The sequence below is a fragment of the Streptomyces sp. NBC_00775 genome, assembly GCF_036347135.1.
Taxonomy (GTDB): Bacteria; Actinomycetota; Actinomycetes; order Streptomycetales; family Streptomycetaceae; genus Streptomyces; species Streptomyces lutosisoli.
In genome coordinates this window covers 5776798-5799697 of the sequence record NZ_CP108938.1, presented here as the reverse complement: position 1 = coordinate 5799697, position 22900 = coordinate 5776798, and the positions used below count along the sequence as shown (strand labels likewise).

Annotated in this window: 27 protein-coding genes; 11 read left to right on the top strand and 16 right to left on the bottom strand. The window is 69.4% G+C overall.

The features are described 5' to 3' along the window. Positions 1-9 precede the first annotated feature (9 nt). On the top strand, positions 10-1032 hold the full coding sequence (locus OIC96_RS25855; protein ID WP_330305561.1) for a LacI family DNA-binding transcriptional regulator: 1023 nt from the start codon (positions 10-12) through the stop codon (positions 1030-1032). 74 nt (positions 1033-1106) lie between these two features. Here the strand turns inward: OIC96_RS25855 and OIC96_RS25850 are convergent, their stop codons facing one another. After that, the gene (locus OIC96_RS25850) at positions 1107-2858 is read right to left on the bottom strand and encodes a trypsin-like serine protease (protein ID WP_330305562.1); all 1752 of its coding nucleotides are present in this window, start codon (positions 2856-2858) and stop codon (positions 1107-1109) included. A 360-nt stretch (positions 2859-3218) separates the two neighbouring features. Here OIC96_RS25850 and OIC96_RS25845 point away from each other — a divergent pair, with 360 nt between their 5' ends. The 5 genes from OIC96_RS25845 (at position 3219) to OIC96_RS25825 (ending at position 7274) form a co-directional block, all read left to right on the top strand. Continuing rightward, positions 3219-4424, top strand: a complete 1206-nt coding sequence (locus tag OIC96_RS25845) for a S1C family serine protease (RefSeq protein ID WP_330305563.1) — start codon at positions 3219-3221, stop codon at positions 4422-4424. 15 nt (positions 4425-4439) lie between these two features. Further along, entirely contained in the window at positions 4440-4652 is a 213-nt protein-coding gene (locus OIC96_RS25840) for a hypothetical protein (RefSeq protein WP_330305564.1), read from the top strand. A 105-nt stretch (positions 4653-4757) separates the two neighbouring features. Beyond that, positions 4758-5489 carry a response regulator transcription factor gene (locus tag OIC96_RS25835; RefSeq protein WP_330305565.1) on the top strand — a complete coding sequence of 244 codons (732 nt, stop codon included), beginning with the start codon at positions 4758-4760 and terminating at the stop codon, positions 5487-5489. Continuing rightward, positions 5486-6961 (top strand): sensor histidine kinase, encoded by a 1476-nt coding sequence (locus tag OIC96_RS25830; protein WP_330305566.1) that lies wholly within the window; start codon positions 5486-5488, stop codon positions 6959-6961. Before OIC96_RS25835 ends, OIC96_RS25830 begins: the two co-directional genes overlap by 4 nt. A 13-nt stretch (positions 6962-6974) precedes the next feature. Further along, a complete protein-coding gene (locus OIC96_RS25825; protein ID WP_330305567.1) occupies positions 6975-7274 on the top strand; it encodes a hypothetical protein in 300 nt (99 codons plus the stop codon). Positions 7275-7283: 9 nt separating this feature from the next. On the opposite strand, the gene OIC96_RS25820 is transcribed toward OIC96_RS25825, so the two are convergent. The 4 genes from OIC96_RS25820 to OIC96_RS25805 all read right to left on the bottom strand — a co-directional run bounded on the left by OIC96_RS25820 (position 7284) and on the right by OIC96_RS25805 (position 9016). Continuing rightward, the gene (locus tag OIC96_RS25820; protein WP_330305568.1) at positions 7284-7634 is read right to left on the bottom strand and encodes a DUF6247 family protein; all 351 of its coding nucleotides are present in this window, start codon (positions 7632-7634) and stop codon (positions 7284-7286) included. A gap of 136 nt (positions 7635-7770) precedes the next feature. After that, the gene (locus OIC96_RS25815; RefSeq protein WP_406501769.1) at positions 7771-7986 is read right to left on the bottom strand and encodes a DUF397 domain-containing protein; all 216 of its coding nucleotides are present in this window, start codon (positions 7984-7986) and stop codon (positions 7771-7773) included. Continuing rightward, entirely contained in the window at positions 7983-8186 is a 204-nt protein-coding gene (locus tag OIC96_RS25810; protein ID WP_330305570.1) for a DUF397 domain-containing protein, read from the bottom strand. Before OIC96_RS25810 ends, OIC96_RS25815 begins: the two co-directional genes overlap by 4 nt. Continuing rightward, positions 8183-9016, bottom strand: coding sequence for a helix-turn-helix domain-containing protein (locus OIC96_RS25805; RefSeq protein ID WP_330310174.1), 834 nt, complete (start codon positions 9014-9016; stop codon positions 8183-8185). Before OIC96_RS25805 ends, OIC96_RS25810 begins: the two co-directional genes overlap by 4 nt. Before the next feature lie 334 nt (positions 9017-9350). Here OIC96_RS25805 and OIC96_RS25800 point away from each other — a divergent pair, with 334 nt between their 5' ends. Both OIC96_RS25800 and OIC96_RS25795 read left to right on the top strand, forming a co-directional pair. After that, entirely contained in the window at positions 9351-9542 is a 192-nt protein-coding gene (locus tag OIC96_RS25800) for a hypothetical protein (protein ID WP_330305571.1), read from the top strand. Beyond that, on the top strand, positions 9539-9862 hold the full coding sequence (locus OIC96_RS25795) for a hypothetical protein (RefSeq protein WP_330305572.1): 324 nt from the start codon (positions 9539-9541) through the stop codon (positions 9860-9862). Before OIC96_RS25800 ends, OIC96_RS25795 begins: the two co-directional genes overlap by 4 nt. Positions 9863-10029: 167 nt before the next feature. Here OIC96_RS25795 and OIC96_RS25790 read toward each other — a convergent pair whose 3' ends face one another. Together OIC96_RS25790 and OIC96_RS25785 are read right to left on the bottom strand one after the other, a co-directional pair. Further along, positions 10030-10428 (bottom strand): hypothetical protein, encoded by a 399-nt coding sequence (locus tag OIC96_RS25790; RefSeq protein WP_330305573.1) that lies wholly within the window; start codon positions 10426-10428, stop codon positions 10030-10032. Next, positions 10425-10712: a hypothetical protein gene (locus tag OIC96_RS25785; RefSeq protein WP_330305574.1), complete on the bottom strand. Its 288-nt coding sequence runs from the start codon at positions 10710-10712 to the stop codon at positions 10425-10427. Before OIC96_RS25785 ends, OIC96_RS25790 begins: the two co-directional genes overlap by 4 nt. A gap of 185 nt (positions 10713-10897) precedes the next feature. Between OIC96_RS25785 and OIC96_RS25780 the strand changes: the two genes are divergently transcribed. The 3 genes from OIC96_RS25780 (at position 10898) to OIC96_RS25770 (ending at position 14645) form a co-directional block, all read left to right on the top strand. Beyond that, on the top strand, positions 10898-12973 hold the full coding sequence (locus OIC96_RS25780; RefSeq protein WP_330305575.1) for a pectinesterase family protein: 2076 nt from the start codon (positions 10898-10900) through the stop codon (positions 12971-12973). A 68-nt stretch (positions 12974-13041) separates the two neighbouring features. After that, positions 13042-13827 carry a PH domain-containing protein gene (locus tag OIC96_RS25775; RefSeq protein WP_330305576.1) on the top strand — a complete coding sequence of 262 codons (786 nt, stop codon included), beginning with the start codon at positions 13042-13044 and terminating at the stop codon, positions 13825-13827. A gap of 110 nt (positions 13828-13937) precedes the next feature. Continuing rightward, entirely contained in the window at positions 13938-14645 is a 708-nt protein-coding gene (locus OIC96_RS25770; RefSeq protein ID WP_330305577.1) for a response regulator transcription factor, read from the top strand. Between the two features lie 20 nt (positions 14646-14665). On the opposite strand, the gene OIC96_RS25765 is transcribed toward OIC96_RS25770, so the two are convergent. The 9 genes from OIC96_RS25765 to OIC96_RS25725 all read right to left on the bottom strand — a co-directional run bounded on the left by OIC96_RS25765 (position 14666) and on the right by OIC96_RS25725 (position 22803). Beyond that, positions 14666-15778 carry a hypothetical protein gene (locus tag OIC96_RS25765; RefSeq protein ID WP_330305578.1) on the bottom strand — a complete coding sequence of 371 codons (1113 nt, stop codon included), beginning with the start codon at positions 15776-15778 and terminating at the stop codon, positions 14666-14668. A gap of 10 nt (positions 15779-15788) precedes the next feature. Continuing rightward, the gene (locus OIC96_RS25760) at positions 15789-17006 is read right to left on the bottom strand and encodes an ABC transporter permease (protein ID WP_330305579.1); all 1218 of its coding nucleotides are present in this window, start codon (positions 17004-17006) and stop codon (positions 15789-15791) included. Continuing rightward, positions 17003-17764 carry an ABC transporter ATP-binding protein gene (locus OIC96_RS25755; RefSeq protein ID WP_330310175.1) on the bottom strand — a complete coding sequence of 254 codons (762 nt, stop codon included), beginning with the start codon at positions 17762-17764 and terminating at the stop codon, positions 17003-17005. Before OIC96_RS25755 ends, OIC96_RS25760 begins: the two co-directional genes overlap by 4 nt. 11 nt (positions 17765-17775) lie before the next feature. Further along, the gene (locus tag OIC96_RS25750; RefSeq protein WP_330305580.1) at positions 17776-19404 is read right to left on the bottom strand and encodes a hypothetical protein; all 1629 of its coding nucleotides are present in this window, start codon (positions 19402-19404) and stop codon (positions 17776-17778) included. Between the two features lie 235 nt (positions 19405-19639). Continuing rightward, a complete protein-coding gene (locus tag OIC96_RS25745) occupies positions 19640-20137 on the bottom strand; it encodes a hypothetical protein (RefSeq protein ID WP_330305581.1) in 498 nt (165 codons plus the stop codon). A 289-nt stretch (positions 20138-20426) separates the two neighbouring features. Continuing rightward, a complete protein-coding gene (locus OIC96_RS25740) occupies positions 20427-22175 on the bottom strand; it encodes an ABC transporter ATP-binding protein (protein WP_330305582.1) in 1749 nt (582 codons plus the stop codon). Positions 22176-22269: 94 nt separating this feature from the next. Beyond that, entirely contained in the window at positions 22270-22395 is a 126-nt protein-coding gene (locus OIC96_RS25735; protein WP_330305583.1) for a hypothetical protein, read from the bottom strand. Between the two features lie 72 nt (positions 22396-22467). After that, positions 22468-22590: a hypothetical protein gene (locus OIC96_RS25730; RefSeq protein WP_330305584.1), complete on the bottom strand. Its 123-nt coding sequence runs from the start codon at positions 22588-22590 to the stop codon at positions 22468-22470. Between the two features lie 75 nt (positions 22591-22665). Then, on the bottom strand, positions 22666-22803 hold the full coding sequence (locus OIC96_RS25725; RefSeq protein ID WP_330305585.1) for a hypothetical protein: 138 nt from the start codon (positions 22801-22803) through the stop codon (positions 22666-22668). Positions 22804-22900 lie beyond the last annotated feature (97 nt).

Below are 22900 nucleotides of genomic sequence, written 5' to 3'. Positions count from 1 at the left end.
ACTCCGCGCGTGGCCAAGGTGACTAGGGATGATGTAGCGCGGCTGGCGGGTACTTCGACCGCCGTCGTCAGCTATGTCATCAACAACGGACCGAGGCCGGTTGCCCCGGCCACGCGCGAGCGCGTTCTCGCCGCGATCAAGGAACTGGGGTACCGGCCCGACCGGGTCGCCCAGGCCATGGCATCGCGGAGGACCGAGCTCATAGGCCTGATCGTGCCGGACGCGCGCCAGCCCTTCTTCGGGGAGATGGCGCACGCGGTCGAGCAGGCCGCCGCCGAGCGCGGAAAAATGGTGCTCGTCGGCAACTCCGACTACGTAGCCGAGCGCGAGGTCCACTACCTGCGGGCCTTCCTCGGCATGCGGGTCTCCGGACTGATCCTCGTCAGCCACGCGCTGAACGACCACGCGGCCGCCGAGATCGACGCGTGGGACGCCCGCGTGGTGCTGCTGCACGAGCGCCCCGAGGCCATCGACGACGTCGCCGTCGTCACGGACGACATCGGCGGCGGCCAGCTCGCGACGCGGCACCTTCTTGAGCACGGGTACGAGTACGTGGCCTGTCTCGGCGGTACGGCCGAGACCCCCGCGGTCGGTGACCCCGTCTCGGACCACGTCGAGGGCTGGCGCCGGGCGATGCAGGAGGCCGGGATCTCCACGGAGGGGCGCCTCTTCGAGGCTCCTTACAACCGGTACGACGCGTATCAGGTCGGCCTGGGGCTGCTGGCCGGGCCTGATCGGCCGCCGGCGATCTTCTGTTCCACGGATGACCAGGCGATCGGCATTTTGCGGGCCGCGCGGGAGCTTCGCATTGACGTTCCGGGGGAGCTGGCGGTCGCCGGGTTCGACGACGTCAAGGAAGCGGCGCTGACGGACCCGCCTTTGACAACGATTGCATCGGACCGGTCGGCGATGGCTCGGGCCGCGGTTGATCTTGTGCTTGATGATGGGCTGCGGGTTGCTGGGTCTCGGCGGGAGCGGTTGAAGCTGTTTCCGTCGCGGTTGGTTGTACGACGGTCCTGCGGCTGCGCGTAGTGGGGTGTCTGCGGGACGGTGGGGGCTGGTCGCGCAGTTCCCCGCGCCCCTATCGGGGCGCGGGTTCTCTGCTTCTAGAACAACAAGTTGTACTGGTTGAAGCCCGTTCCCAGGCTCTTGCGTGAGCCGAAGAGGCTGCTGGACGCCTTGTTGGTGCCCGGGTAGAGCCAGAGTGTGCCGCCGGAGTCGCGGGTGATGATGTCGGCGATGCCGTCGCCCGTGACGTCGCCGTTGGAGACGTACGACGTGAAGTTCCAGCCCGTGCGGGCCTGGATCCGCGCCGCGAACGGGGTCTTCTCGACCTGCGTGCCCCGGTAGAGGTAGAGCACGCCGGAGCTGTTGCGGACCAGCAGGTCGGCCTTGCCGTCGCCGGACAGGTCGCCGTGGCCGAAGATCTTCACGTTCTTCCAGGCCTTGTCGACGACCTTGACGCGACCGTAGAACTGGCCGGTGCCCTTGCCCGGGTAGAGGTAGACCGAGCCGTCGGCGTCCACCGCGACGAGGTCGGGGCGGGCGTCACCGGTCATGTCGCCGGGGATGGCGTACGACTTGTAGCCGCCCCACACCGAGCTGATCTGCATCCACTCGTACTCGCCGGAGGAGTGGTTCAGGTAGCTGCGGTACAGCTTGCCGTCGCCCTTGTCGCGGACGATCAGGTCCTGGTAGAAGTCCCGGTCCAGGTCGGCCTGGAGACCCCAGCTGATGCCCTCCCAGCCGTTGCCCTGGAAGGCGCGGGCCGCGAGCGAGGTGCCCTTGCTGTCCTGCTCGAACAGGCCGCCGGAGGGCGTACGGGCCAGGATGTCGGCCTTGCCGTCGAAGGTCAGGTCGGCGTCGTCGATGCGCGGCTGGGCCGCCCAGGTGTACGAGGCGACCTTGGTGAAGACCGGGTAGGCGCCCGCGGCCGTGCAGCCCGAGACGCCCCACGAGACGATGCCGACGACCTTGCCGCCGACGATCACCGGGCCGCCGGAGTCACCGTTGCAGGGACTCTTGGTGCCCTCGTCGGTGCCGGTGGCCGGGGTGCCCGCGCAGAACATCGAGCCCTCGACGAAGTCGTCCTCACCGAGGACCGTCTGCATCGCGGAGTTGCAGGTGGCGTCCGACTGCACCGTCAGGTCGACCTTGCGCAGCGTGGCCGACAGGTCGGCGCCCTCGGCACCGGAGGTCAGGCCCCAGCCGTAGACGGTGGCGGTCTTGCCCGCGGCGTACGACGCGGAGTCGCCGGCGGCCACCAGCCGCGTCCACTGCTGCTCCAGCGGGCGGTCCAGGGTGAGGACCGCGATGTCGTTCTGGACGGTCGTGGAGTTGTAGTGCGGGTGGTTCCACTGACGGTAGACGCCCGCGACCGTGCCGCTCGTGTCGTCCAGCAGACCGGCGGTACCGGCTACGACGGCGCCGTTGTTCACCCAGTCCAGGCCCGCGACGCAGTGCGCCGCCGTCAGGACCTTGTTCGGGGCGACGAGGGTGCCGCCGCAGAAGTAGCCGACGCCCGCCGTGCTGTCGTAGTACGAAAGCTGGACCATCCACGGCGCGGAGGCGATGGTCGTCTCGCTGCCGCCGATGATGAACGGCGTCTTCTTGGGGGTCTCGGGGGTCGCCTGGGCCTTGGCGGCCTCGATGACGCGGTCGCGCAGTTCCTTGTCGGAGGCGGCCGGGGCCGGGGTCACGGACCGGGCGGCGCTCGCGTCGGGCAGACCGGCCGGGTTGCCGGCCGCCGTGGCGGGCTGCGCCGCGAGGGCGCCGGCGCAGGTCAGCGCCAGCGCGAGGGCGGCCGCGGGCAACGCCGTGGCGGGACGTCTCAGACGGCCGCGCAGGGCACGTATCACTCAGGGCTCCTGGGGTGGTGGGTGCGTGTGGTGTCGTACAGGGCCCGGGGAGGGCGTACGACGCACAGGCCGCCCGATCGACGACAGCGACGACAGCGCTTGCTTGCATCGATTCAGGCGTATCCGCGGAGCCCCCCTCCGGCGCGGCGATCGTAGGCCTCACGCGTCCCGGCGCACACGGGCTTCACAGCAGGCAGACAAGTATTCGTCGGGCGCCTTCCGTGACATCACCCCCGCGCAACCCCCTGTTTTCCGTGCAGGAGCGGGCCCGGAGCGTCTTTATATCGGGCATACGAGGTTCTGTCGGGCTTCTCAGCGGGGACTCAGGGAGCTCTCATGATCGGGGGACAGTCTTTTTCCATGACCGAGAGCTTCCGCCGCAGCGGCGAGTACCCCCAGGGCGACAACCAGCAGCCGGCGTACCCCCAGCAGCAGCACGCTTCCTCCCCCGTGAACCCCGAGTGGCCTCCCCCGCCGGCGTACCAGCCGGTCGCACCGGTCGCCGTCGAGCCGGGTACCACCGTGTGGCCGGGCTCCGGTCAGGGTGGCAACGGTGGCGAGGGCTATGGCGGTGGCTTCGCGGGTTACCCCGGCGCCCCCGAGCCGGCCGCGGCGAGCACCGCGGTCCTCATGGCCGAGCCGGTCCCCGCCACGGAGGCCCCGGCCGCCGCTCCGAAGAAGCGCGCGAAGGGGCCGCTCGCCCTGCTGGCCGCCGTCGCGATCGTCGCCGCGGCCATAGGCGGCGGCACCGCGTACGGCATCCAGGAGCTGACCGGCAAGGACACCACGTCGAGCAGCACCAGCACGAACGTGGTGCCCACCGCCAAGAAGGGCACGGTCGCCGGGGTGGCCCAGGCGGTCAGCCCGAGCATCGTCGAGATCAACGCGACCTCGAACGCGGGCTCGTCCACCGGCTCGGGCGTGATCATCACGACCGGCGGCGAGATCATCACCAACAACCACGTCATCTCCGGCGCCTCGTCGATCAAGGTGCAGCTGAGCAACGGCAAGTCGTACACCGCGAAGGTCGTCGGCACCGACAGCAAGAAGGACCTCGCGCTGATCAAGCTGGAGAACGCGCCGTCCGGTCTGAAGACCGCGACGCTCGGCAACTCCGACGGTGTCCAGGTCGGCGACGACGTCGTGGCGATCGGCTCCCCCGAGGGCCTGACCGGCACGGTCACCAGCGGTATCGTCTCCGCGCTCGACCGTGACGTCACCGTCTCCACGGACGAGAGCCAGAGCCAGGACCAGCAGGGCCAGGGCGGCAGCGGCCAGTGGCCGTTCGAGTTCGGCGGCCAGGAGTTCAACGGCGACACCGGCTCGTCCACGACGACGTACAAGGCCCTTCAGACCGACGCGTCCCTCAACCCGGGCAACTCCGGCGGCGCGCTGATCGACATGAACGGCAACATCATCGGCATCAACTCGGCGATGTACTCGGCCGCTTCGGACTCCTCGTCCAGCTCGTCCAGCGCGGGCAGCGTCGGCCTCGGTTTCGCCATCCCGATCAACACCGTCAAGTCCGACCTGGCCTCTCTGCGGGCCGGCGGTTCCGACAGCTGATTCCTGGAGGTTCCCATGATCACGCGCGTCTCCCACACCGTCTCTGACAGCGGCCCGGCCGGTTTCACCCTGGCCCTGGAAGTGGCACACGAACTGCATGCCCCGGCGGCCAGGGCGCCCGAGGTGGCGGTCCCGCAGATGATGGGCCTGCGTATCTCCGCCGCACACCCGCACCTCCGCAAGGTCCAGCTGCGCCGGCTCAACGCACTCAGCGCGCTGCCGAGCTGAACCGCCGCTTCCCCGGCTGATGCCTTCTTTCCGTCCCCGCCCGCAAACGTGCGAGGCTGAAGGCGTCCGACCCACCGTCCCAGCGCACCCGAGGAACTCCAGCCCATGAGCCCCGCCGATGGCGACCGTGACCCCCAGCGCATTCTGATCGTCGACGACGAGCCTGCCGTGCGCGAAGCACTCCAGCGCAGCCTCGCCTTCGAGGGATACGACACCGCGGTCGCGGTCGACGGCGCGGACGCCTTGGAGAAGGCGACGGCCTACCAGCCCGACCTGGTCGTCCTGGACATCCAGATGCCCCGCATGGACGGCCTCACCGCCGCCCGCCGGATGCGCGGCGCGGGCACCACGACGCCGATCCTCATGCTCACCGCCCGCGACACGGTCGGCGACCGCGTCACCGGCCTGGACGCCGGCGCCGACGACTACCTCGTCAAGCCGTTCGAGCTCGACGAACTCTTCGCCCGCGTCCGGGCGTTGCTGCGGCGCAGCTCGTACACGGCGACCGCGGGCACCGTCCCGGACGACGACGCGCTCACCTTCGGCGACCTCCGCATGGACCTCTCGACCCGCGAGGTCACGCGGGCCGGGCGCGCGGTGGAGCTCACCCGCACGGAGTTCACCCTCCTGGAGATGTTCCTGGCCCACCCGCGCCAGGTCCTCACCCGCGAGCAGATCCTCAAGGCGGTCTGGGGCTTCGACTTCGAGCCGTCCTCGAATTCCCTGGACGTCTACGTCATGTACCTGCGCCGCAAGACCGAGGCGGGCGGCGAGCCGCGCCTCGTCCACACCGTCCGGGGTGTGGGGTACGTGCTGCGGTCGGGCGGCGCGGAGTGAAGAACGTGGTACGCCGGTTCCGGTCACTGCCGATCCGGTCGCGGCTCGCACTGCTGGTGGCGGCAGCGGTGGCGTTCGCGGTGGCTGCGGTTTCGGTGACGTGCTGGTTCATCGTGAAGGAGAAGCTGTACGACGAGGTCAACGGTGACCTGCGGGCGGCGACGCGGATGGCGGTGGACGCCAACGACGCCACCACGTTGATCAACAACTGCACCCAGACGCCCAGTACGCAGACGGGGATCAACGGTTTCGGCCCGCGGGCCAGGACCATGTACTACGAAATCGTCAAAGCGGACGGCACCGCGTGCATCTCCGACAACTCGGCAGGCCTGGTAAAGGTCACCGACAGCGATAAGCAGGTAGCCAAGAAGTCGACGCCCGGCACCTGGACTCTCCGCACGGGAACCGACAGCAAGGGCAACGCCGTACAGGTGCTGACCTTGCCGCTGATGGTCAGCAACGGTGACCCGCGCAATCGGGCCCTGGCCGAGGGCTACGCCCTTGTCGTCGCCACCCCGCTCAAGGCCACCCAGTCCACGCTCAACGACCTGGCCCTCGTCCTGCTCCTCGTCTCCGGAATCGGAGTGGTCGGCGCCGGCGCCGCAGGTCTCTGGGTCGCCCGCGCGGGCCTCCGCCCCGTCGACAAGCTCACCGACGCCGTAGAACACGTAGCCCGCACCGAAGACCTCACGATCCGTATCCCGGTCGAGGAGCACAGCGAGGACGAGATCGCACGCCTCTCCCGCTCCTTCAACTCGATGACCGCCTCCCTCGCCAGCTCCCGCGAGCTCCAGCAACAGCTCATCGCGGACGCCGGTCACGAACTCCGGACCCCCCTGACCTCCCTCCGCACCAACATCGAACTCCTCACCCGCAGCGAGGAAACCGGCCGCCCGATCCCCCCGGCGGACCGCAAGGCACTCCTCGCCTCGGTGACGGCGCAGATGACGGAACTGGCCTCACTGATCGGCGACTTGCAGACGCTGTCGCGTTCGGACGCGGCGACGTCGGCCGACCGTGTCGAGGTCGTGGACCTTCAGGACACCGTCGAGGCGGCCCTGCGCAGGGCACGGCTGCGTGGCCCCGAGCTGACGATCACGGCGGATCTCCAGCCCTGGTTCGTCCGGGCGGAGCCGCAGGCCCTGGAGCGGGCGATCGTGAACATCCTGGACAACGCGGTGAAGTTCAGCCCCGAGGGCGGCGTCATCGATGTCGTACTCAAGGGCGGCGAACTGACCGTACGCGACCACGGCCCCGGCATCCCCAGCGAGGAACTCCCGCACGTCTTCGACCGCTTCTGGCGCTCCCCGTCGGCACGGGCACTCCCGGGCTCCGGCCTCGGTCTGTCGATAGTGGCCCGTACGGTCCAGCAGGCGGGCGGCGAGATCTCGCTGCGCCCGGCGCAGGGCGGCGGAACGGTGGCTACGGTACGGCTGCCGGGGGCGGCTACTCCTCCGCCGGAGGCGGTGTAAGAGGCTCAGCTTCTTGCCAGAACACCTCTTCGACCACGATCTGGGGATCTTCGGTTCGACGGACGAAGCTGTACTTCAGCCAGCCGTTGCCGTTGTCGAAGAGGCAGACGTGACGGCCTTTCGGATCGGTGGACCGGCCCGGCATGACAGTAATGCCCTCGGGAAGCCCGGAGGCAGCATCGATGCCATGGAAATACGGGTCTTTCGCCGTGACCAGTTCGGCGCGCGCTGCGAGGACGATCTCACGAACGTGGTCGGGCAGCGCCTCGAAGGTGACGAGAGCGTCGATCCGCCTGCCAGGGCGGCCCCATGAACCCGTCGGTCACTCGCCGGGCTCCAGTTCTCGGACCCGGTAGTGAATCTTCGACGCCTCTTCGAGGAGGGCTTTGGCTTCGGCGATGTCGGTGCACTCGTACGCGGCCCGGTGTTCAAGATCGCGAACATGTGCGTCAAGCTCGGGGTCGCGGGCGATGGCGTACTCACCCCACCAGAGGGCCATGAACGCCGGCACAGGGCCAAGGTTGTACGCCTCGGCGATCGCCCACTTCCAGTGGTGGTCGAAGTCGGGGAGGAGCTCGGGGGCGTGCTCGGCAATGGCATCGCGCAGCGCCTTCGGCGTCCGCTCGGGCATGGGGGGGATGACCGGATCGGGATCCGCAGCGTGAGCAGCCATGGCCGATGCCCTCCTTCGACGCGTCGTGTCTACGACCATAACCGCCTCGCCTTTCTTGGATCAGTCGTTCGTGCCCTGGTCACAAGATCCACCCTGTTGATGGCGAGGCCCCGAAAGTCAGGAATTCCGGCAGGCGTCACCCGAAGGTGTGCGAGCCCGCCTCTCCCTTGACGCCCTCCACGAACCCGGCCCAAGACACGGCCGAGAAGACCAGCGGGCGGGCCGACGGGGTCTTGCTGTCGCGAACCGGGACGAGGCCGGGGTGGCCGTCGGCGACCTCGACGCAGTTCGTGCCGCCCCCGTCGCTGTAGGACGACTTGCGCCAGGCAGCGGTGGTCAGGTCGGGGGTCACGCCGTCTCCCGTACGTTGCTCACGAACGCGGACCATGACGCCGCCGAGAAGACCAGCGGGCGGGAGCCAGGGGTCTTGCTGTCGCGGACCGGAACAAGGTCGGCGTAGCCGTCGGCGACCTCGATGCAGTTCGAGTCACCCCCGTCGCTGTAGGACGACTTGCGCCAGGCAGCGGTACTCAGGTCGGGGGTTCGGTTCATGATCTGCACTCCTCCAGAAGGCGCTTGATGAACGCCGTCGACTCCTCCGGAGTCAGAGCCGCGTCCCTGACGAGATCGTAGGACAAGCGGAAGGACAGAACCTTGTCCGGATCGTCGATCAGTTCGCCGAACCCGTTGCCTTCCACGTAGGCAACGGGGTCGCCGACTCGTTGCCAGATCAGCGTGAGGTCGCTGTTCATGAGGTCGTGCACCCCGGCCGCGTAGGGCAACACCTGAAGTGCGACCGACGACAGTTCTGCCGCGTCCACCAGGTGCGTCAGCTGGTCCGCCCACACCTTCACGTCGGGAACGGTTCGCCGAAGCGCCCCCTCGTCCAAAATCACGCGGACGCTCGGCGTCGGTTGCCGGTACAGCAGCTCCTGCCGTCCCATGCGCGCGGCCACCTGCTCCTCAACTTCCTCACCGTTGCCAGCCGTTGTCTGGGCTCTGGACAACCCTGACAACACCGCACGGGCGTAGTCCTCGGTCTGCAACAGACCCGGCACCCGCAGCTGGAACTTCCACATGACCCGCGCCGTCGCCTCCAGCTCCATGAACGCCTTGTACTTGTCCTTGATGACCTCCTTGCGCGCGTCCCGCCACAAGCGAACCAGCAGGTCACCGGAACCGTGATACCCGTCCAAGTCCTCCATGACCGCCCGCTTGGAGAGCCGCTCCCCCGTCTCCAGGCGGTACAGATAGCTCTTGTCGTACGCCGTCTCCTCGGCCAGCTGCCCCAGCGACTTACCGGCCTTCTCCCGCAGCAACCGCAACGTCCGCCCCAGGGCCGCACGCCCCGACTCCCCATCTCCGAGCAGCTGTTCGCCCATGTCACCCCTCGCCGTTGCCTGGGCGCCAGACAACGCCCACCCTCTTTCGGAGCGTACGCCGAGGCAGTGACGATTGATGCACGAACGGTAATCACCGCTCGTCAGGACGCCCGTCCCGTCACGACAAAACCCCGCAGCCGATAGCAGGTCGGCCCGGGGCGTGGCCGACGCACGAGGAACGAGGAGCGCCGACATGCGTGAACGTATCGCGGGATTACGCGAGTTGCTACTTCTGGCCTTGCTCCGGGCGCTGTTGCCCGCCCGGGGGCGACACCGGGCGGCAGTTCCACCCCAACCACCGGTACAGCGGCGGCCATTGGAGCCCTCCTCACCGTTGCCCACCGGCGGCCCCCTCGACGTATGGCCCTTCGAGCCGGACACCTCGCTCGTACGCCCGTACCTCCTCACCCCGCAAGAGCGCCACGAGCGGCGGCTGCGACGGCAGCGGCGGCGTGCCCTCTGGCTCGCCGTGCACGGAGTCGATGTGGGGCCCCGCCGTATTCATGGTGTGGAGGTGGCAGCGTGAGCGCCCCCAAGGACACCCGGGCCACCCAAGCCCCGGGCGAGCTGCGGCTGCTGCCGTGGACCACCCCCGAGGGCAAGCCCTGCTACCTCAGTACCGACGGCGGCCGGGACAGCAGGCTCTCCCTCCTCGCCGACGACATCGAGGCCGCCCAGCTGGACTCCGGAGGACAGGTGCTCGCCGGCGCCAGATCCGTACTCGCCGACCCCAAGGCGGGCGAGCGAGCCGTCCGCTTCGCGCTCACCAGGGCGACCGAGTCGCTGGAGGACGTACTCCGGGTCGCGGTCAGCCGGGGTGGGCGCATCTCGGGAAACGAGCAGTAGCCCACAGCCAGCGGCCGAGTGAGAGCGACACGGCTCCCCCACCGGGTCGCTGAGCGAGCTGCTGACACTGGTCTGGGATTGATTGGCAGAGCTGTTCCAACGCCCGCCGCCGTACTGCCTGTTCAGCGCGGCGCCGACTGGAACGGTCCTGCCAATCGCCTCCACCCTCAGTGGAAGCCGAGCATTCCCGGTGAGTCGACGTCGACGGTGACTACGCCCGGGGGGTACGCCTCTTCGTTGGTCGTGAGCAGGATCGACATCCCCGTGAACTCAGCCCGCGGCAATGCGCAGTACAGGGCATGACACGTGTCCGGGCCCCCGTATCCGTCACGGATCATGGTGCCGACAGCAACCGAGGCCACCGTGGTCAGGTCGTCGACGACGACCGAGGAGAACGCCAGCACCCGCTGCCCGGCCCCCACGTCCTCCGATTCTGCCTGCATGAGACAGAGAGCGGGGATCCGGAGCAGGTCCCCCGGGGTGCGTGCCATGTTCGCGACCAGAAGGTTCAATGTCTTGTGCCCGTCCGCGAGAGCCCGGGTGGCACCGGTGTCGAGAATGATCACGCGACCGCGCCCCGCGCCAAGCGGACCTTCTCCGCGGCGATCTTGTAGATGTTCCCGAGGATGTCGGGGGCCCGGTCGAACTGCTCATCGCTGATGTCCAGGCCGATCACCTCGCGGACAACCTGGCGATCGGCGGCCACCCGCTCCGCGATCTGCTCCACCGTCGGCTGCTCAGCGGCCAGCTTCTCGACGAGCTGCCCCAGGGTCATGCCCCGCTCCTTGGCGACCTGGGCAAGATGGTCACGGGCCTGTCGGGACACCTGGATGGTCGTGTTCTCTGCCATGGTTACACCATAGCCGCGCCACAGTCACCTGGCTCCGTGATGGCGCCTATGTCACTCGAAGGTGCCCACTCCCCACTTCCCGCTTGACCGCCACCCAAGGCTTCCCGACATCACGGCAACCTTTTCCCCACCGGCGCCGACCAGCAGGTGACTCAAGCCACCGCCCACCTGATCGGAAGCATCCCGTGAGTGAGACCCGCAGCAAGGCCCGCGCTCGTCACCGCCGGCGGAGAACCGCGTTGGTCGTCGGCGTTCCCCTGGCCCTGTCCGCCGCCGGAGCCATGGCCTACGGCGGGGTGTTCGGCATGTTCGGTGCGGACGCGCAGCCGAAGGCGTCGGCCGCGACCACCACGCCGGCCTGGGCCACGGCCACCGCCGACGGCTTCGCCTCCGTCAACGCCCTTGGCCAGAACGGGACTTACGGCGGCCGGGACGGCAAGACCGTCACCGTGAAGACGCTCGCCGATCTGGAGAAGTACGCGACCGCGACCGAGCCGTACGTCATCGTCGTGGCCGCGACCATCAACATGGACCCGGTCGGCAACGAGATCAAGGTCCAGTCGAACAAGACCATCATCGGCTCCGGCACCGCCGGGCACATCGTCGGCGGCGGCTTCTTCCTCGGCCAGGGCGTGCACAACGTGATCATCCGCAACCTGACGATCCGGGACGCCTACCAGGGCGTATGGAACGACAAGGAGCACGACTACGACGGCATCCAGATGGATGGCGCGCACCACGTGTGGATCGACCACAACGACATCCGGCACATGGCCGACGGGCTCATCGACAGCCGCAAGGACACCACGTACCTGACGGTGTCGTACAACAAGCTGAGCAACGAGAACAAGGCGTTCGGCATCGGCTGGACCGACAACACCACCGCCGACATCACGATCCACCACAACTGGATCCGCGAGACCCAGCAGCGCAACCCCTCCACGGATAACGTCGCCCACGCGCACCTCTACAACAACTACCTGGAGGACGAGCCGGGCACGGACATCACGTCCGCGTACGGCAACTACGCGCGCGGCAACACCAACATGGTGCTGCAGAACAGCTACTTCTCGGGGATGAACAACCCCGTCGTCCGGGACAGCACCGCCACCCTCAAGCAGAGCGGCAACGTCTTCTCCGGTACCAGCGGCAAGAACGAGAGCGGGGGCACGGGCGCGTCCTGGGACCCGAAGAGCTACTACAGCTACACGCTCGACAAGGCGGCCGACGTCCCCGCGCTCCTCAAGTCAAGCTCGGGGCCGAGGAGTTCGCTCGGTACGACGACGGCCACGACAACCGCGGCCACGGGCACCACCCTCACCGTGGCCGCCGACGGCACCGGGCAGTACAAGACCGTGCAGGCCGCCGTGGACGCCGTACCCGCGAACAACACGGCGCGCGTGACGATCTCCGTGAAGCCGGGCACGTACCGCGAGACCGTCAAGGTCCCCTCCAACAAGCCGCACGTCACCATCCAGGGCACGGGCGGCAGCCGTAAGGACACGGTGATCGTCTACAACAACGCGGCCGGGACGAAGAAGGCCGACGGCACGACGTACGGCACGACCGGCAGCGCCACCGTGGCCGTCGAGGCGGATGACTTCCGGGCCCGCAACCTGACCGTCTCCAACGACTTCGACGAGAAGGCGCACCAGGACATCAGCGCGCAGGCCGTCGCCCTGCGCACCGCCGCCGACAAGGTCTTCCTCGACTCGGTGATCATCACCGGTGACCAGGACACCCTGGAGCTGGACAGCGCGAGCAGCAGCGCGCTGGGCCGGGTCTACGTCCGCAACTCGTACGTCGTGGGCAACGTCGACTTCATCTTCGGCCGGGCCACCGCCGTCGTCGACCACTCGGTGATCACCCTGAAGAAGCGCTGGGACGGCAGCTCCGCCGGGTACGTCACCGCGCCCAGCACCGCGGCGAACCGCAAGGGCTTCCTGATCAACAACACCACCTTCAACGGTGATGTGACGGCCGCCAGCTTCTCCCTCGGCCGCAACTGGCACGCGAGCGGCGACGCGACCCTCAAGCCGCAGACCACCGTCCGCAACTCCAGCCTCAGCGCCGCGATCAAGTCGACGCCCTGGTCCGACATGGGCGGCTTCTCCTGGAAGGCCGACCGTTTCGCCGAGTACAAGAACACCGGCGCCGGTTCGGGCGCCGCGAGCAGCGACCGTCCGCAGCTGACGGACACCCAGGCCGCCGACCAGACCGTCGCCGCCTGGCTGGGCGACTGGACGCCGACCGCTTCCTGACCCTCACAGGGGCCCGCCTTACGATCTCCCGGTCGCGCGCGTTCGACGCGTGGCCGGGGGAGAGGCACATGGACGAGTACGGGGCCGGGTCCGGGGACGCGGCAAGGGGCGAATCCGGGGACGAGGCCTGGGACGAGGCCGGGCACGGGATCGAGCGCGAGTACCGGAGGCGATGGCTGCCCGGGCGGCTGCTCGCCCTGTGGGCCTTCCTGTTGCTGAACTGCGTCTTTCAGCTGACGCGTTCGACCACCGGCCCGGCGGCGGACTGGGGACGGCCGGTCCTCGCGGTCACCGCGGCCTTGGCCTTCGGCAGGCTGGCGCTGTTCATGACGCGGGGCCGCACGCTGGTCACGGGCGACGGTATCCGGGTCCGCGGGGCCGTGACCGAGCGGCGGCGGGCCTGGCAGGACATCTACGACATCCGCGTCGAGCCCATACCGCGGAAGTCCTCGTTCGCGCCCCAGTGGATCACCTTCCTGTACGACACCGAGGGCCGCAGGCTCCTCCTCCCGCACGTCAACGACTGGCAACTGGCCGACCCCCACGCCGAGATGACCGACCTGCGCTACGCCGCCACCCGGCAGCGCGGCACGACCTGGGAGCGGCGTCCGGCGGTGGAGGCGCTGATCCGGCGGCGGGCCGGGCACCGCACCGCCTGGCAGCGGGCCTTCAACGGCGGCCTGATCGTCTGGCTGTGCATGTTCGTGCTCTGGGTGGTGCTCCTGGTCACCGAGGACGAGCAGCCGGCGCTCCTGCTGCTCGCGTGGATCCCGCTGGCCGCCTTCGCCCTCCTCGCCGCCCTCCTGAACTGGCGCTGGGAGTCCCAGGTCCCCCGGTCCCTGCGGGAGCCGTAGCCCCCGTCCCCCTCCCGTCCCCTCCTGTCCCCTCCTGCCCTTCCGCTTCCCCCAGCTCACGCTTATCCGCCTGCCAGGCCCAGCACAGCCCCCCGTTACACGTTGGACCGATGGCGCGGAAGATCCTGCTGGCCGACGATGACGCGGCCGTACGTGAGGGGCTCGATCGGCTGCTCCGGTTCGAGGGGTACGAGACCGTCCTCGCCGGAGACGGCCGCGAGGCCCTCGCTCTCGTGGGCGGCGCGGACGGGCGGCCCGACCTGGTGCTGATGGATGTGACCATGCCCGGGCTCGACGGGCTGGCCGCCACCCGGCGGATCCGGGCCTCCGGGTCCACCGTCCCCATCCTCATGATCACCGGCCGGGACGCGGTCGGTGACCGTATCGTCGCGCTCGACAACGGCGCCGACGACTACCTGATGAAACCGTTCGCGAGCGAGGAACTCCTCGCCCGCGTACGGGCGTTGCTGCGCCGCAGCCCGCGCCCGGAGCAGGCGCCGGAAGCGGCCTTTCCCGGCGACCGGCTCGCCTTCCAGGACATCGCCATGGACCTGCGGGCCCGCACGGTCACCCGCGGCGACGACCCCCTCGACCTCACCCGGACCGAGTTCGCCCTGCTGGAGCATCTGCTGCGGCACCCGGCCAAGGTCCTCAGCCGGGCCCAGATCCTCAGGGAGGTCTGGGGCTTCGACTTCGAACCGGCGTCCAACACGCTGGACGTGTACGTGATGTATCTGCGCCGGAAGCTGGAGAGCCACGGCGGACCGCGGCTCATCCACACCGTGCGGGGCCTGGGCTACGCCCTGCGTGCCGCCTGACCAGCGGTGGAGCAAGGACCTCAGGAGTCCAGCAGGGTTCCCGGCAGGTCGAACCGCTTGGTCTTCCCCGTGGCGAGGTCCACGCGGGTCACCGTCTTGTCGGCGTAGACGAGCCAGCCCGCCGCGGTGTGGGTGAGGGACGCGACCCCGGTGAGGCCCTTGACGCGGGCGCGGTGCAGTTCCTTGCCGGTGGTGGCGTCGACCTCCACCAGCTCGGTGTCGCTGCCGGTGGCCACCGCGACCACGACGGACGAGTCCGTCGCCGCCACCGCGTCGGCTCGGCCGCCGTCCACCGAGACCGCCGTCCCGGCGGCGCGGCGGGTGAGCGTGACCTTGACACCGCCGCCGGACTTGCCGGAGGCCGGGGAGCCGACGACGACCGGGCGGCCCGACGGACACGCGAGATCGGTGACGGCCAGGCCGCTCGGGACAGCCACGGGGGTGACCTTCCCGTCGGTCAGGTTCGCGACGGAGACCTTGGTGCCGCTCCCCGATCCGCTGCCCAGGCAGATCGTGTCCGAGGCCGGGTCGGACGCCGCCAGGCCGATGGTGCCGGGGACCTTCAGCTCACGCTTGGTCGTCCAATCGGCCGGGTTACGGACGAGCACACTGGACTCGGCGGAGCCGCTCGCCGACTTGGCGTCGGACAGCCCCGCGACCTCGGCGACCAGGGTCTTGCCCGGCAGGATCAGGCGCAGCCGCTCGCCGCCGGTCCGGCCGTCCAGGACGTGGTCCTTGCGGTTGATCTCGTACCGCCGGTCGGGCTTGCCGCCCTTGCGCGGGACCGTCACCATCCAGCGTCCGTCGGAGAGTTGGACGATGTGCGGGCTGACCGAATCGTCGTCGTCGGCCTGTTGGGGCACCACGGCCAGGCTCTGCGCATGGGATTTGTCGGGGTTGATCCCGACAATCGTCACCAGGCCGTCGACCTTGGCGAGCGCGAAGGTCGAGGAGCCCTTCCAGTCCGTGCCCAGATCCACCCCGCCCGGCCCCGAACAGGCCGTGGTCAGCGCGGCCGTCGTGCCGAGCGCGGCCAGGAGGAGGGCGGCTCGGGCCGCCGGACGGGTCAGCCGTGTGTGGTGCTTGTGGGGCTGATGCTTGAGTGTCTGGTGCTGTGTCGTGAGGAAACGCATGGGGGGTGGCTCACCAGTCCTTCATGGCATCTGTGGGGGACATCCTCGCGGCCCTGCGCGCCGGGGCCAGCGAACCCATCGCCACCACCAGCACCGTCAGACCGAGGAGCAGCAGCAGGGTGCCCGCCGACGGCAGCGGCACCCAGCCCTTGACGTACGGCGCGAGCTCCGTGCTGCCGCGCATCGCGGCCGCGGCACCGCCGGCGAGCAGTGCGCCGAGCACGGTGCCGATCACCGCGGCCACGGCACCGACCAGCGTCATTTCCGTCACCAGCATCGTCAGCACCGACCTGGTGCGGAATCCGACCGCCTTGAGGATGCCGATCTCCTGCGCCCGCTGCCGCGACAGCGCGCCGGTCACGGTGACCGCACCGACGAACGCCAGCACTCCGAGCACACCGAGCAGCACCTGGCCGACCGTCTTGATCATCTCCAGGACCGCGGGCAGCGCGCTGAGCTGCTGCTGGAGCGTGACCGCCGGATAGCCCAGCTTCTGCACCGCCTTCGTCACGGCCGGCACATCCGCCGCTGTCTTCGCGACCACGGTCAGCTGGTCGTAGCCGATCGTGGAGAGATAGCTCCTCTCCGGCTCGCCGGATCGCTGCGCCGCCCACTGGACGACGGTGGAGTCGGCGGCGTACGCGGCATCCGGGTTGTCCAGCTGCCAGGTCGGGTCGTACACCCCGACAAGGCGCGCGTGGCCGGAAACTCCGGTGCCCTCGCCCTGCCGTACGAAGCGGGTGGTCTCCGTCTCGATCTCCTTGCCCACCAGCTTGCTCAGGTCCACACCTTGGGAGGCGGCCGGGGCGACGATCTCACCCGGCTGAAGCGGAAAAAGCTTCGCGCGTACGGACTTGGTGATCGGCGGGGGCAGCGCGGGGCGGTAGGTCGTCGCGTACAGCAGTACGGTGTCCCCCGCCTTGGTCATGACCCCGAACGACACCTGCGCCCGGTGCTGTACCGACTCGACGTGCGGCAGTTTCGCGAGCCGGGCGGCCGTACGGTCCGTCAGCTGCGCGGTGTCCGGGCGGTCGGAAGGGCGGTCGACGGTGATGCTGCGGTTGGCGCTGCTCTCCTTGACGCCCGAGTCGGTAACCCCCTGCGCCCGGTCGGCGATGCCCAGCGCGCCGAGACAGACGGCGGCCGCGACCGAGACCAGCGCCACGAGGCCGACCAGGCGGCGGCGCAGGGCGCGGACGTTGGCCAGCGCCAGACTGAAGACGTTCATTCGGCTCTCTCCGTCTGCGTGTTGGCCCTGGCCCGCTCGGCCACGGGCTTCTCCGCCGTCGCGGGCTTCTCCGCCGCGACCTGTGTGAAGGTGCCCTTCTCCAGGCGGTGCACCACGTCCGCGAACTCCGACACCGAGGGGTTGTGCGTCACCAGGAGTACGGCCCGGCCCTCGTCCGCGAGTTCGCGGAACAGCCCGAGGAGTACGTCCTCACTCTCCGTGTCGAGGTTTCCGGTCGGCTCGTCGGCGAGTACCGCGGGCGGGTCGTTGATCAGCGCCCGCGCCAGCGCCACCCGCTGCTGCTCACCGCCCGACAGTTCGCTGGGCAGATGGTCGGCGCGCTCCGCGAGCCCGACCCGCGCCAGCAGCGTCCGGGCACGTGCCTCACCCTCGGCGCGGCGGCCGGTGAACGGCAGGACGACATTGCGCAGCGCCGAGTGCTGCGGCAGCAGGTTGTACGACTGGAACACGAACCCGAGACGGCTGCGGCGCAGATCCGCCAGCGCGCCGTCCGGGAGGCCCGCCGTGTCGACGGGATCCGCGCCGTCGATGTCCGCGACGAACACCCGGCCGCTGTCCGGCGGCGTCAGCAGCCCGAGGATGTGCAGGAGCGTGGTCTTCCCGGAGCCCGAGTGGCCGACCAGGGCCGTGACCTCGCCTCCCCTCACGGTGAGGTCGACGCCGCGCAGGACGTCGACCCTCCTTCCGCGCAGGGTGTAGGACTTGCCCACACCCTCCGCACGCAGCAGCGCGTTCACCGAACTCTCGCTCACTTTCCGTTCCTCGGGGTCCCGGCCGGCAGCCATCCCATGGCGCCGTGCAATTGCCGGTCGAGCGTCCACACGCTCCAGGTGGTCTTCAGGTCGCAGGCGGTGTCCCCGCCGCCGACCTGGTACAGGTTCGGCAGGCCGGGGCAGCCCTTGTACGGCGTGATGCCTCGCCCGAGGGCTTCGCGCAGCGTCACGTCGAGTGCGCCGCCGGCGAGCAAGTATGCCCGTACGACGAGTGCGTACTGGTAGACGGAGGTGAACCGGTCCGGGTTCTGGGCCCACGGCTTGAGAGCCTCGGCGGTGATCCAGGACGGGATGCTCCCACTCCGGTCGCTGTCGGCGAGGCCGACCGCGACGGTGGCCGCCGCCACCACCCGGTCCGGGGTGTCCAGGCTCCAGGCGCCGATCTTCGGGGCGCCGGCCGTGACCCCGGCGTCGACGCAGTTGAGGGTGGTGCGCTGCCACTGGGTGGCGTTCTGCTCGGTCACGGTGGCGGGCAGTACCTGCGGGTCGGCGCACAGCTGCCGCGCCGGTTCGCTGGTGTCGCCGCCCGCGGTGACCTTGCGCAGGGCGGCCCGGTTCAGCCGCTCGGCGCCTTCCTGGCTGGCGTCGGGGGACTTCTCCTCCCGCTCAAGTGCCGCCAGCAGTGCGGGATCCCGGCGCGACCAGCCGGCCAGGGCGCGCAGCCGTTGGACGAAGAGGGAGGCGTCCGGGTTGCCGATGTAGGCATCGGGGTCCCGTACCGTCCCGTCGTCGAGCCGTGCGTCGTCGAGCCGCTTCAGCACCGGTGCGAACACGCTCTTCGGCGAACCGGCCGCCTTCAGCACATGGACCAGGCGGTAGAGCTGCTCGTACGGGAGCGTCTTCGCGCCGTCGCGGAGCACCGGTTCCCAGACCTGGCGGTTCACGGCGGACCGCTTCCCCGCCGCCTCCTGGATCAGCACATAGCTGTAGGTGTCTTCGAGCCGGGTCGCCCTGGCGTCGGGCGTGAGGTCCGCGAAGTCGTCCGTGCGCGGCACCCCGATCCGGGTGAGGGCGGCGGGTACGGGCTCCTTCAGCAGCTGGAGCGAACGGGCCAGGGCGCTGCCCCGGTCCAGCGCCTTGGACTTCCCGGCCAGGGAGTGCAGCCAGGCGACGGTGGTGGCCCGGTCCGCGGACGGGAGGTCTTGCAGGCGCCCGAGTGCGTCGAGCACTTCGAGGGCGGCCCAGGTGGCGCCGAGGCGCGCCGGGTCCCCGTCCTTGCCGAGCGCCGAGTCGACGTACCAGCCGCCCTTGGTGCGGGTCTTGTTCACGTCCACCGCGTCGCCCTTGTCCAGCGCTCCGCCGGCGCCGGCCCGCCGCAACGGGATCAGCCAGTCGCGGCCCCAGAGCGAGGAGGTCTCCAGCGCTTCCCGGCGCAGTGACGCGACGTCCGCCGAGGCGATGCTGGTCTTCGGATCACGGCCCAGTTCGGAAAGCGTCCGCAGCGCGTAGGACTGCGCCGCGGGTCCGGCCGGCTCCTGGCGCAGGAAAGGGTGGTAGTAGTAGCCGTTCTGCTTACTGACGAGAAGCTCGAATTGCCGGGCAGTGGCTGATTCACGCCCCTCGGAATTCTCCGATGTGGATGACGTGGATGTGCATGACGTCATGAGGGCGGCGCACATGGCCGCCCCGACAAACCGGGACGCCAGCTTTCCGCCGCGCGTCATCGAACCGAATTTCACCGAACGCCCCCGTGCGTCGTCCTTCATCTTCACCGGTCGCACTCACACGAAAAGGCGCCACACCGCCGGGCCCTGACGGTGTGACACCTCTTCTCAGTTCACTCGCCGCGTCAGCTCGGATCGGCCCGGACCGGCGGAACCGAGCGGAAGCGGAAGCGGATCAGGCAGCGCCCGCGTACGCGCACTTCTCGCTGACGTTGATCGCACTGGTCACCCGGGCCGAACCGCAGCTCTTGGTCGACACGTACGTGGTGGCACCGCCCGGCTTCATCTGGCCGTAGGTGTCGGAGATGTTGGCGTTGGTGTTCTTCCAGCGCACCTCGCCCAGGGACCGGCTCTTCATCGTGAGCGTGGCCTCGGGGTTCTTGGAGATGGTGATGGAGACGCTGATGCCGTGAGCCTCCAGCAGGGCGCGGTTCTGGATCCACTGCGCCTTGCGCGGGTTGGTACCGGACATCTTCGTGGACGCCTTCCAGTCACAGGCGGTCACGTAGAAGCCACAGTGCCAGGCGTTGATCGAGATCTTGTTGCCGCCCGGCAGACCCACCGAAGTGGAGGCCGAGGTGGCGTGGGCCGGAGCCGCCGTCATCACGAGGGCCCCGGCCGCGAAAGCGGCGGCAGCCCCGGACATCAGGCGCATACGTATGCCCTTGTTCATTCGATTGTCTCCCCGTTCGAGCTACCGAAACGGCTCCCTGGTCAAGGAACCGGAAACGCGACGCGCCTGAATCCCCCAGGCGTCATTCGCGGTCCCCAATTGATACCCGTCTCGAATCGGGTGGCGCAATCTGGCAGGTCACCGTCAAGCATGCGCTTCGTCACGCCCGGGGAGTGGAACCCGATGGCTGAAAATCGCATCAGGGGCTCGCGAACCCGGGTGCCCAGCACGGGGAATCCGTCCGCGTTCACCAGACCTGCCGAATAAATTAGTCTCCGGCACGCGGTCTTCACACAGAAACGGTGATTCCTTTACCCGGGGAAGCGAGCCGTGCGTACAGCCCGTCCCACGCCATCAACTCGTCGTGCGTGCCCGCCTCCACGAGCCGGCCGCCGTCCACGACCAGGATCCGGTCCGCGTCGGGCGCCAGCGACAGATCGTGCGTGATCATGATGGTCGTACGGCCCGCCATCAGCCGGCGCAGCGGCTGCACCACCCGGCGCGCGGCGACCGAGTCCAGCCCGGCCGTGGGCTCGTCGAGGACGAGGACGGGGGCGCCGCGCAGCATGGCGCGGGCGATGGCGATCCGCTGGAGCTGGCCGCCGGACAGGATGGCGGTGCCGGGCGCGATCTCGGTGTCGTAGCCCTCGGGCAGTGCGCTGATGAACTCGTGCGCGACGGCGTCCCGCGCGGCCTGCTCGATGTCGGCCAGGGACGCGCCCGGCCGTCCGCACTCGATGTTCTCGCGGATCGTGCCGTGCAGGATGAGGGTCTCCTGGGGCAGCAGCGCGACGTTCTCGCGCAGGAACTCCAGGGGTACGTCGCTCAGCGGGACACCGTCGAGGCAGATCACGCCCGCGGTCGGGTCGTAGAAACGAGTGAGGAGCTTGGAGAGCGTCGACTTTCCGGCGCCACTCGGGCCGGTGACGATGACGAGTTCGCCGGGTCCGGCCGTGAAGGTCACCTCGCGCAGGGAGTCGTGCTCGGCGCCCGGGTAGCGGAACGAGGTGCTGTGGAGGCTGACCCAGCCGCGTACGGGCCATGCGGGGACCGGGGCGACGGGGTCGCTGACGGCGGGCTCGGCGTCCAGGATCTCCTGGATGCGCTCGGCGCCTGCGGTGGCGGCGGTGAGGGTGAGGCCGAGCTGGCCGAGGTTGCGGATCGGCGGGTAGAGGTAGCCGAGGAAGGCGGCGAAGGCCAGGAGTTGGCCCAGGGTCATCCGGCCGGCGGAGATCTCCCAGACGCCGAGGCCGATCACCGCGAGCACGCACACGGTCTCGACGACCTCGACGAACTGCTCGTACATCTCGCTCAGCCGCGCCCCGCGCACACTCGCCCGCATCCACGCGCGGGCCTCGCGGTCGAGCCGCTTCTCCTCGTCGCGGCGGCGGTTGTAGGCCTGGGTGAGGACGATATTGCCCAGGGACTCCTCGACGACCGAGGTGATCGCGCCGTCGGCGACCCGCTCGTCCTGCGAGGCCTCCTTGATACGGCCGGAGAAGCGGCGGGCGGCGAGAAGGAAGAGGGGCGCGAGGACAAAGGTGACCAGCGCCAGGTCCCAGCGCAGCCAGAGCGCGGCGGCGGCATAGAAGACGGCGGAGAAGGCCGCGGACACGGTCCCCACGACCCCCGAGACGACCATCTGCTCGATGGCCTCGACGTCTCCGGTCAGCCGCTCGACGAGGTCGCCCTGGCGGTGTTTCTGGAAGAAGTGCGGAGGAAGACCCTGGACATGCCGGAAGACGCTCGCCCGCAGCCGCAGCACGAATCTCTCAGCGGTCCAGGTGGCGAGCGAGTTGCCGAGGTATCCGACGAGCGCGCCGAGCACGGCGACGCCGAGCCAGGCCGCGGCCGGGACCCAGAAGGCGGCGAGCGAGCCGGCCTTCAGGGCGTTGTCGGTGAGGTTCGCGAACAGCAGGATCGAGGCGGTCTCGGCGAGCGCGGACACCACCACGCACGCCACGATCGCCACCAGCCATGTGCGGTCGCCGCGGGTCAGCGGCCAGAAACGGCGGAAGGCCGCGCGGGCTTCCCTCATGGTCAACAACTCCCTCTCCTGTGCCGGGTACGGCCGAGGCGGGGCCACCGGGCGAGCGCGCTCGCTTCACGGTGGCCCCGCCTCGTGGCGGGCCTCAGCCCTTGTGGTCGACCGGGCGACGCTTCGGCGCGGCCTTCTTCGGCGCGGACTTGACGACGCGCTTCGGGGCCGGGGCGGCCTTGCCGGCCTTCTTCACCGGGGCGATCTTGTGGAAGCTCATGGGGTTTCCCTCTCCGCTGCAACTGCTGCGAGTTCTATGACTGTGCGTAAGCCCTGAAGGCTGTGAATCAACTCAGCCCTTGTGCGCGACGGGGCGGCGCTTCGCGACGGGCGCGGGCTTCTCCGGGGCCTTCTTCTTGGGGGCCGGAGCGGGCTTGTGGGCCTTCTTGACGGGGGCGATCTTGTGGAAGCTCATAGAAATTCCCTCCCTGATTCTTTAAATGCGGCTTATTTGTCGCGGTTCTGCTACAGATCAAGCGGCCTGGCGATGTCAGCCCTTGTGGTCGACCGGGCGGCGCTTCGGCGCGGCCTTCTTGGGAGCGGCCTTCGCCGCGGGCTTGCCGGCGCACTTCGGGGCCGGGGCGGCCTTGCGGGCCTTCTTCACCGGGGCGATCTTGTGGAAGCTCATGGGTCTCTCCTTGTTCCCGTGCGGATCAATTCCCTGTGTCGTATGCGTCGTTCGCTTTTCGCGTCGTTCGCTTTCGACATGGAAAACACTACGGGAC

Coding starts and splice junctions, on each gene's coding strand:
- OIC96_RS25770 (WP_330305577.1), top strand. CDS start 13,938: ATGGCGCGGAAGATCCTGCTGGCCGACGATGACGCGGCCGTACGTGAG.
- OIC96_RS25750 (WP_330305580.1), bottom strand. CDS start 19,404: ATGACGTCATGCACATCCACGTCATCCACATCGGAGAATTCCGAGGGG.
- OIC96_RS25810 (WP_330305570.1), bottom strand. CDS start 8,186: ATGAACCGAACCCCCGACCTGAGTACCGCTGCCTGGCGCAAGTCGTCC.
- OIC96_RS25760 (WP_330305579.1), bottom strand. CDS start 17,006: ATGAACGTCTTCAGTCTGGCGCTGGCCAACGTCCGCGCCCTGCGCCGC.
- OIC96_RS25730 (WP_330305584.1), bottom strand. CDS start 22,590: ATGAGCTTCCACAAGATCGCCCCCGTCAAGAAGGCCCACAAGCCCGCT.
- OIC96_RS25840 (WP_330305564.1), top strand. CDS start 4,440: ATGATCACGCGCGTCTCCCACACCGTCTCTGACAGCGGCCCGGCCGGT.
- OIC96_RS25820 (WP_330305568.1), bottom strand. CDS start 7,634: ATGGCTGCTCACGCTGCGGATCCCGATCCGGTCATCCCCCCCATGCCC.
- OIC96_RS25735 (WP_330305583.1), bottom strand. CDS start 22,395: ATGAGCTTCCACAAGATCGCCCCGGTGAAGAAGGCCGGCAAGGCCGCC.
- OIC96_RS25765 (WP_330305578.1), bottom strand. CDS start 15,778: ATGCGTTTCCTCACGACACAGCACCAGACACTCAAGCATCAGCCCCAC.
- OIC96_RS25845 (WP_330305563.1), top strand. CDS start 3,219: ATGACCGAGAGCTTCCGCCGCAGCGGCGAGTACCCCCAGGGCGACAAC.
- OIC96_RS25740 (WP_330305582.1), bottom strand. CDS start 22,175: ATGAGGGAAGCCCGCGCGGCCTTCCGCCGTTTCTGGCCGCTGACCCGC.
- OIC96_RS25805 (WP_330310174.1), bottom strand. CDS start 9,016: ATGGGCGAACAGCTGCTCGGAGATGGGGAGTCGGGGCGTGCGGCCCTG.
- OIC96_RS25785 (WP_330305574.1), bottom strand. CDS start 10,712: ATGGCAGAGAACACGACCATCCAGGTGTCCCGACAGGCCCGTGACCAT.
- OIC96_RS25745 (WP_330305581.1), bottom strand. CDS start 20,137: ATGAACAAGGGCATACGTATGCGCCTGATGTCCGGGGCTGCCGCCGCT.
- OIC96_RS25835 (WP_330305565.1), top strand. CDS start 4,758: ATGAGCCCCGCCGATGGCGACCGTGACCCCCAGCGCATTCTGATCGTC.
- OIC96_RS25725 (WP_330305585.1), bottom strand. CDS start 22,803: ATGAGCTTCCACAAGATCGCCCCGGTGAAGAAGGCCCGCAAGGCCGCC.
- OIC96_RS25775 (WP_330305576.1), top strand. CDS start 13,042: ATGGACGAGTACGGGGCCGGGTCCGGGGACGCGGCAAGGGGCGAATCC.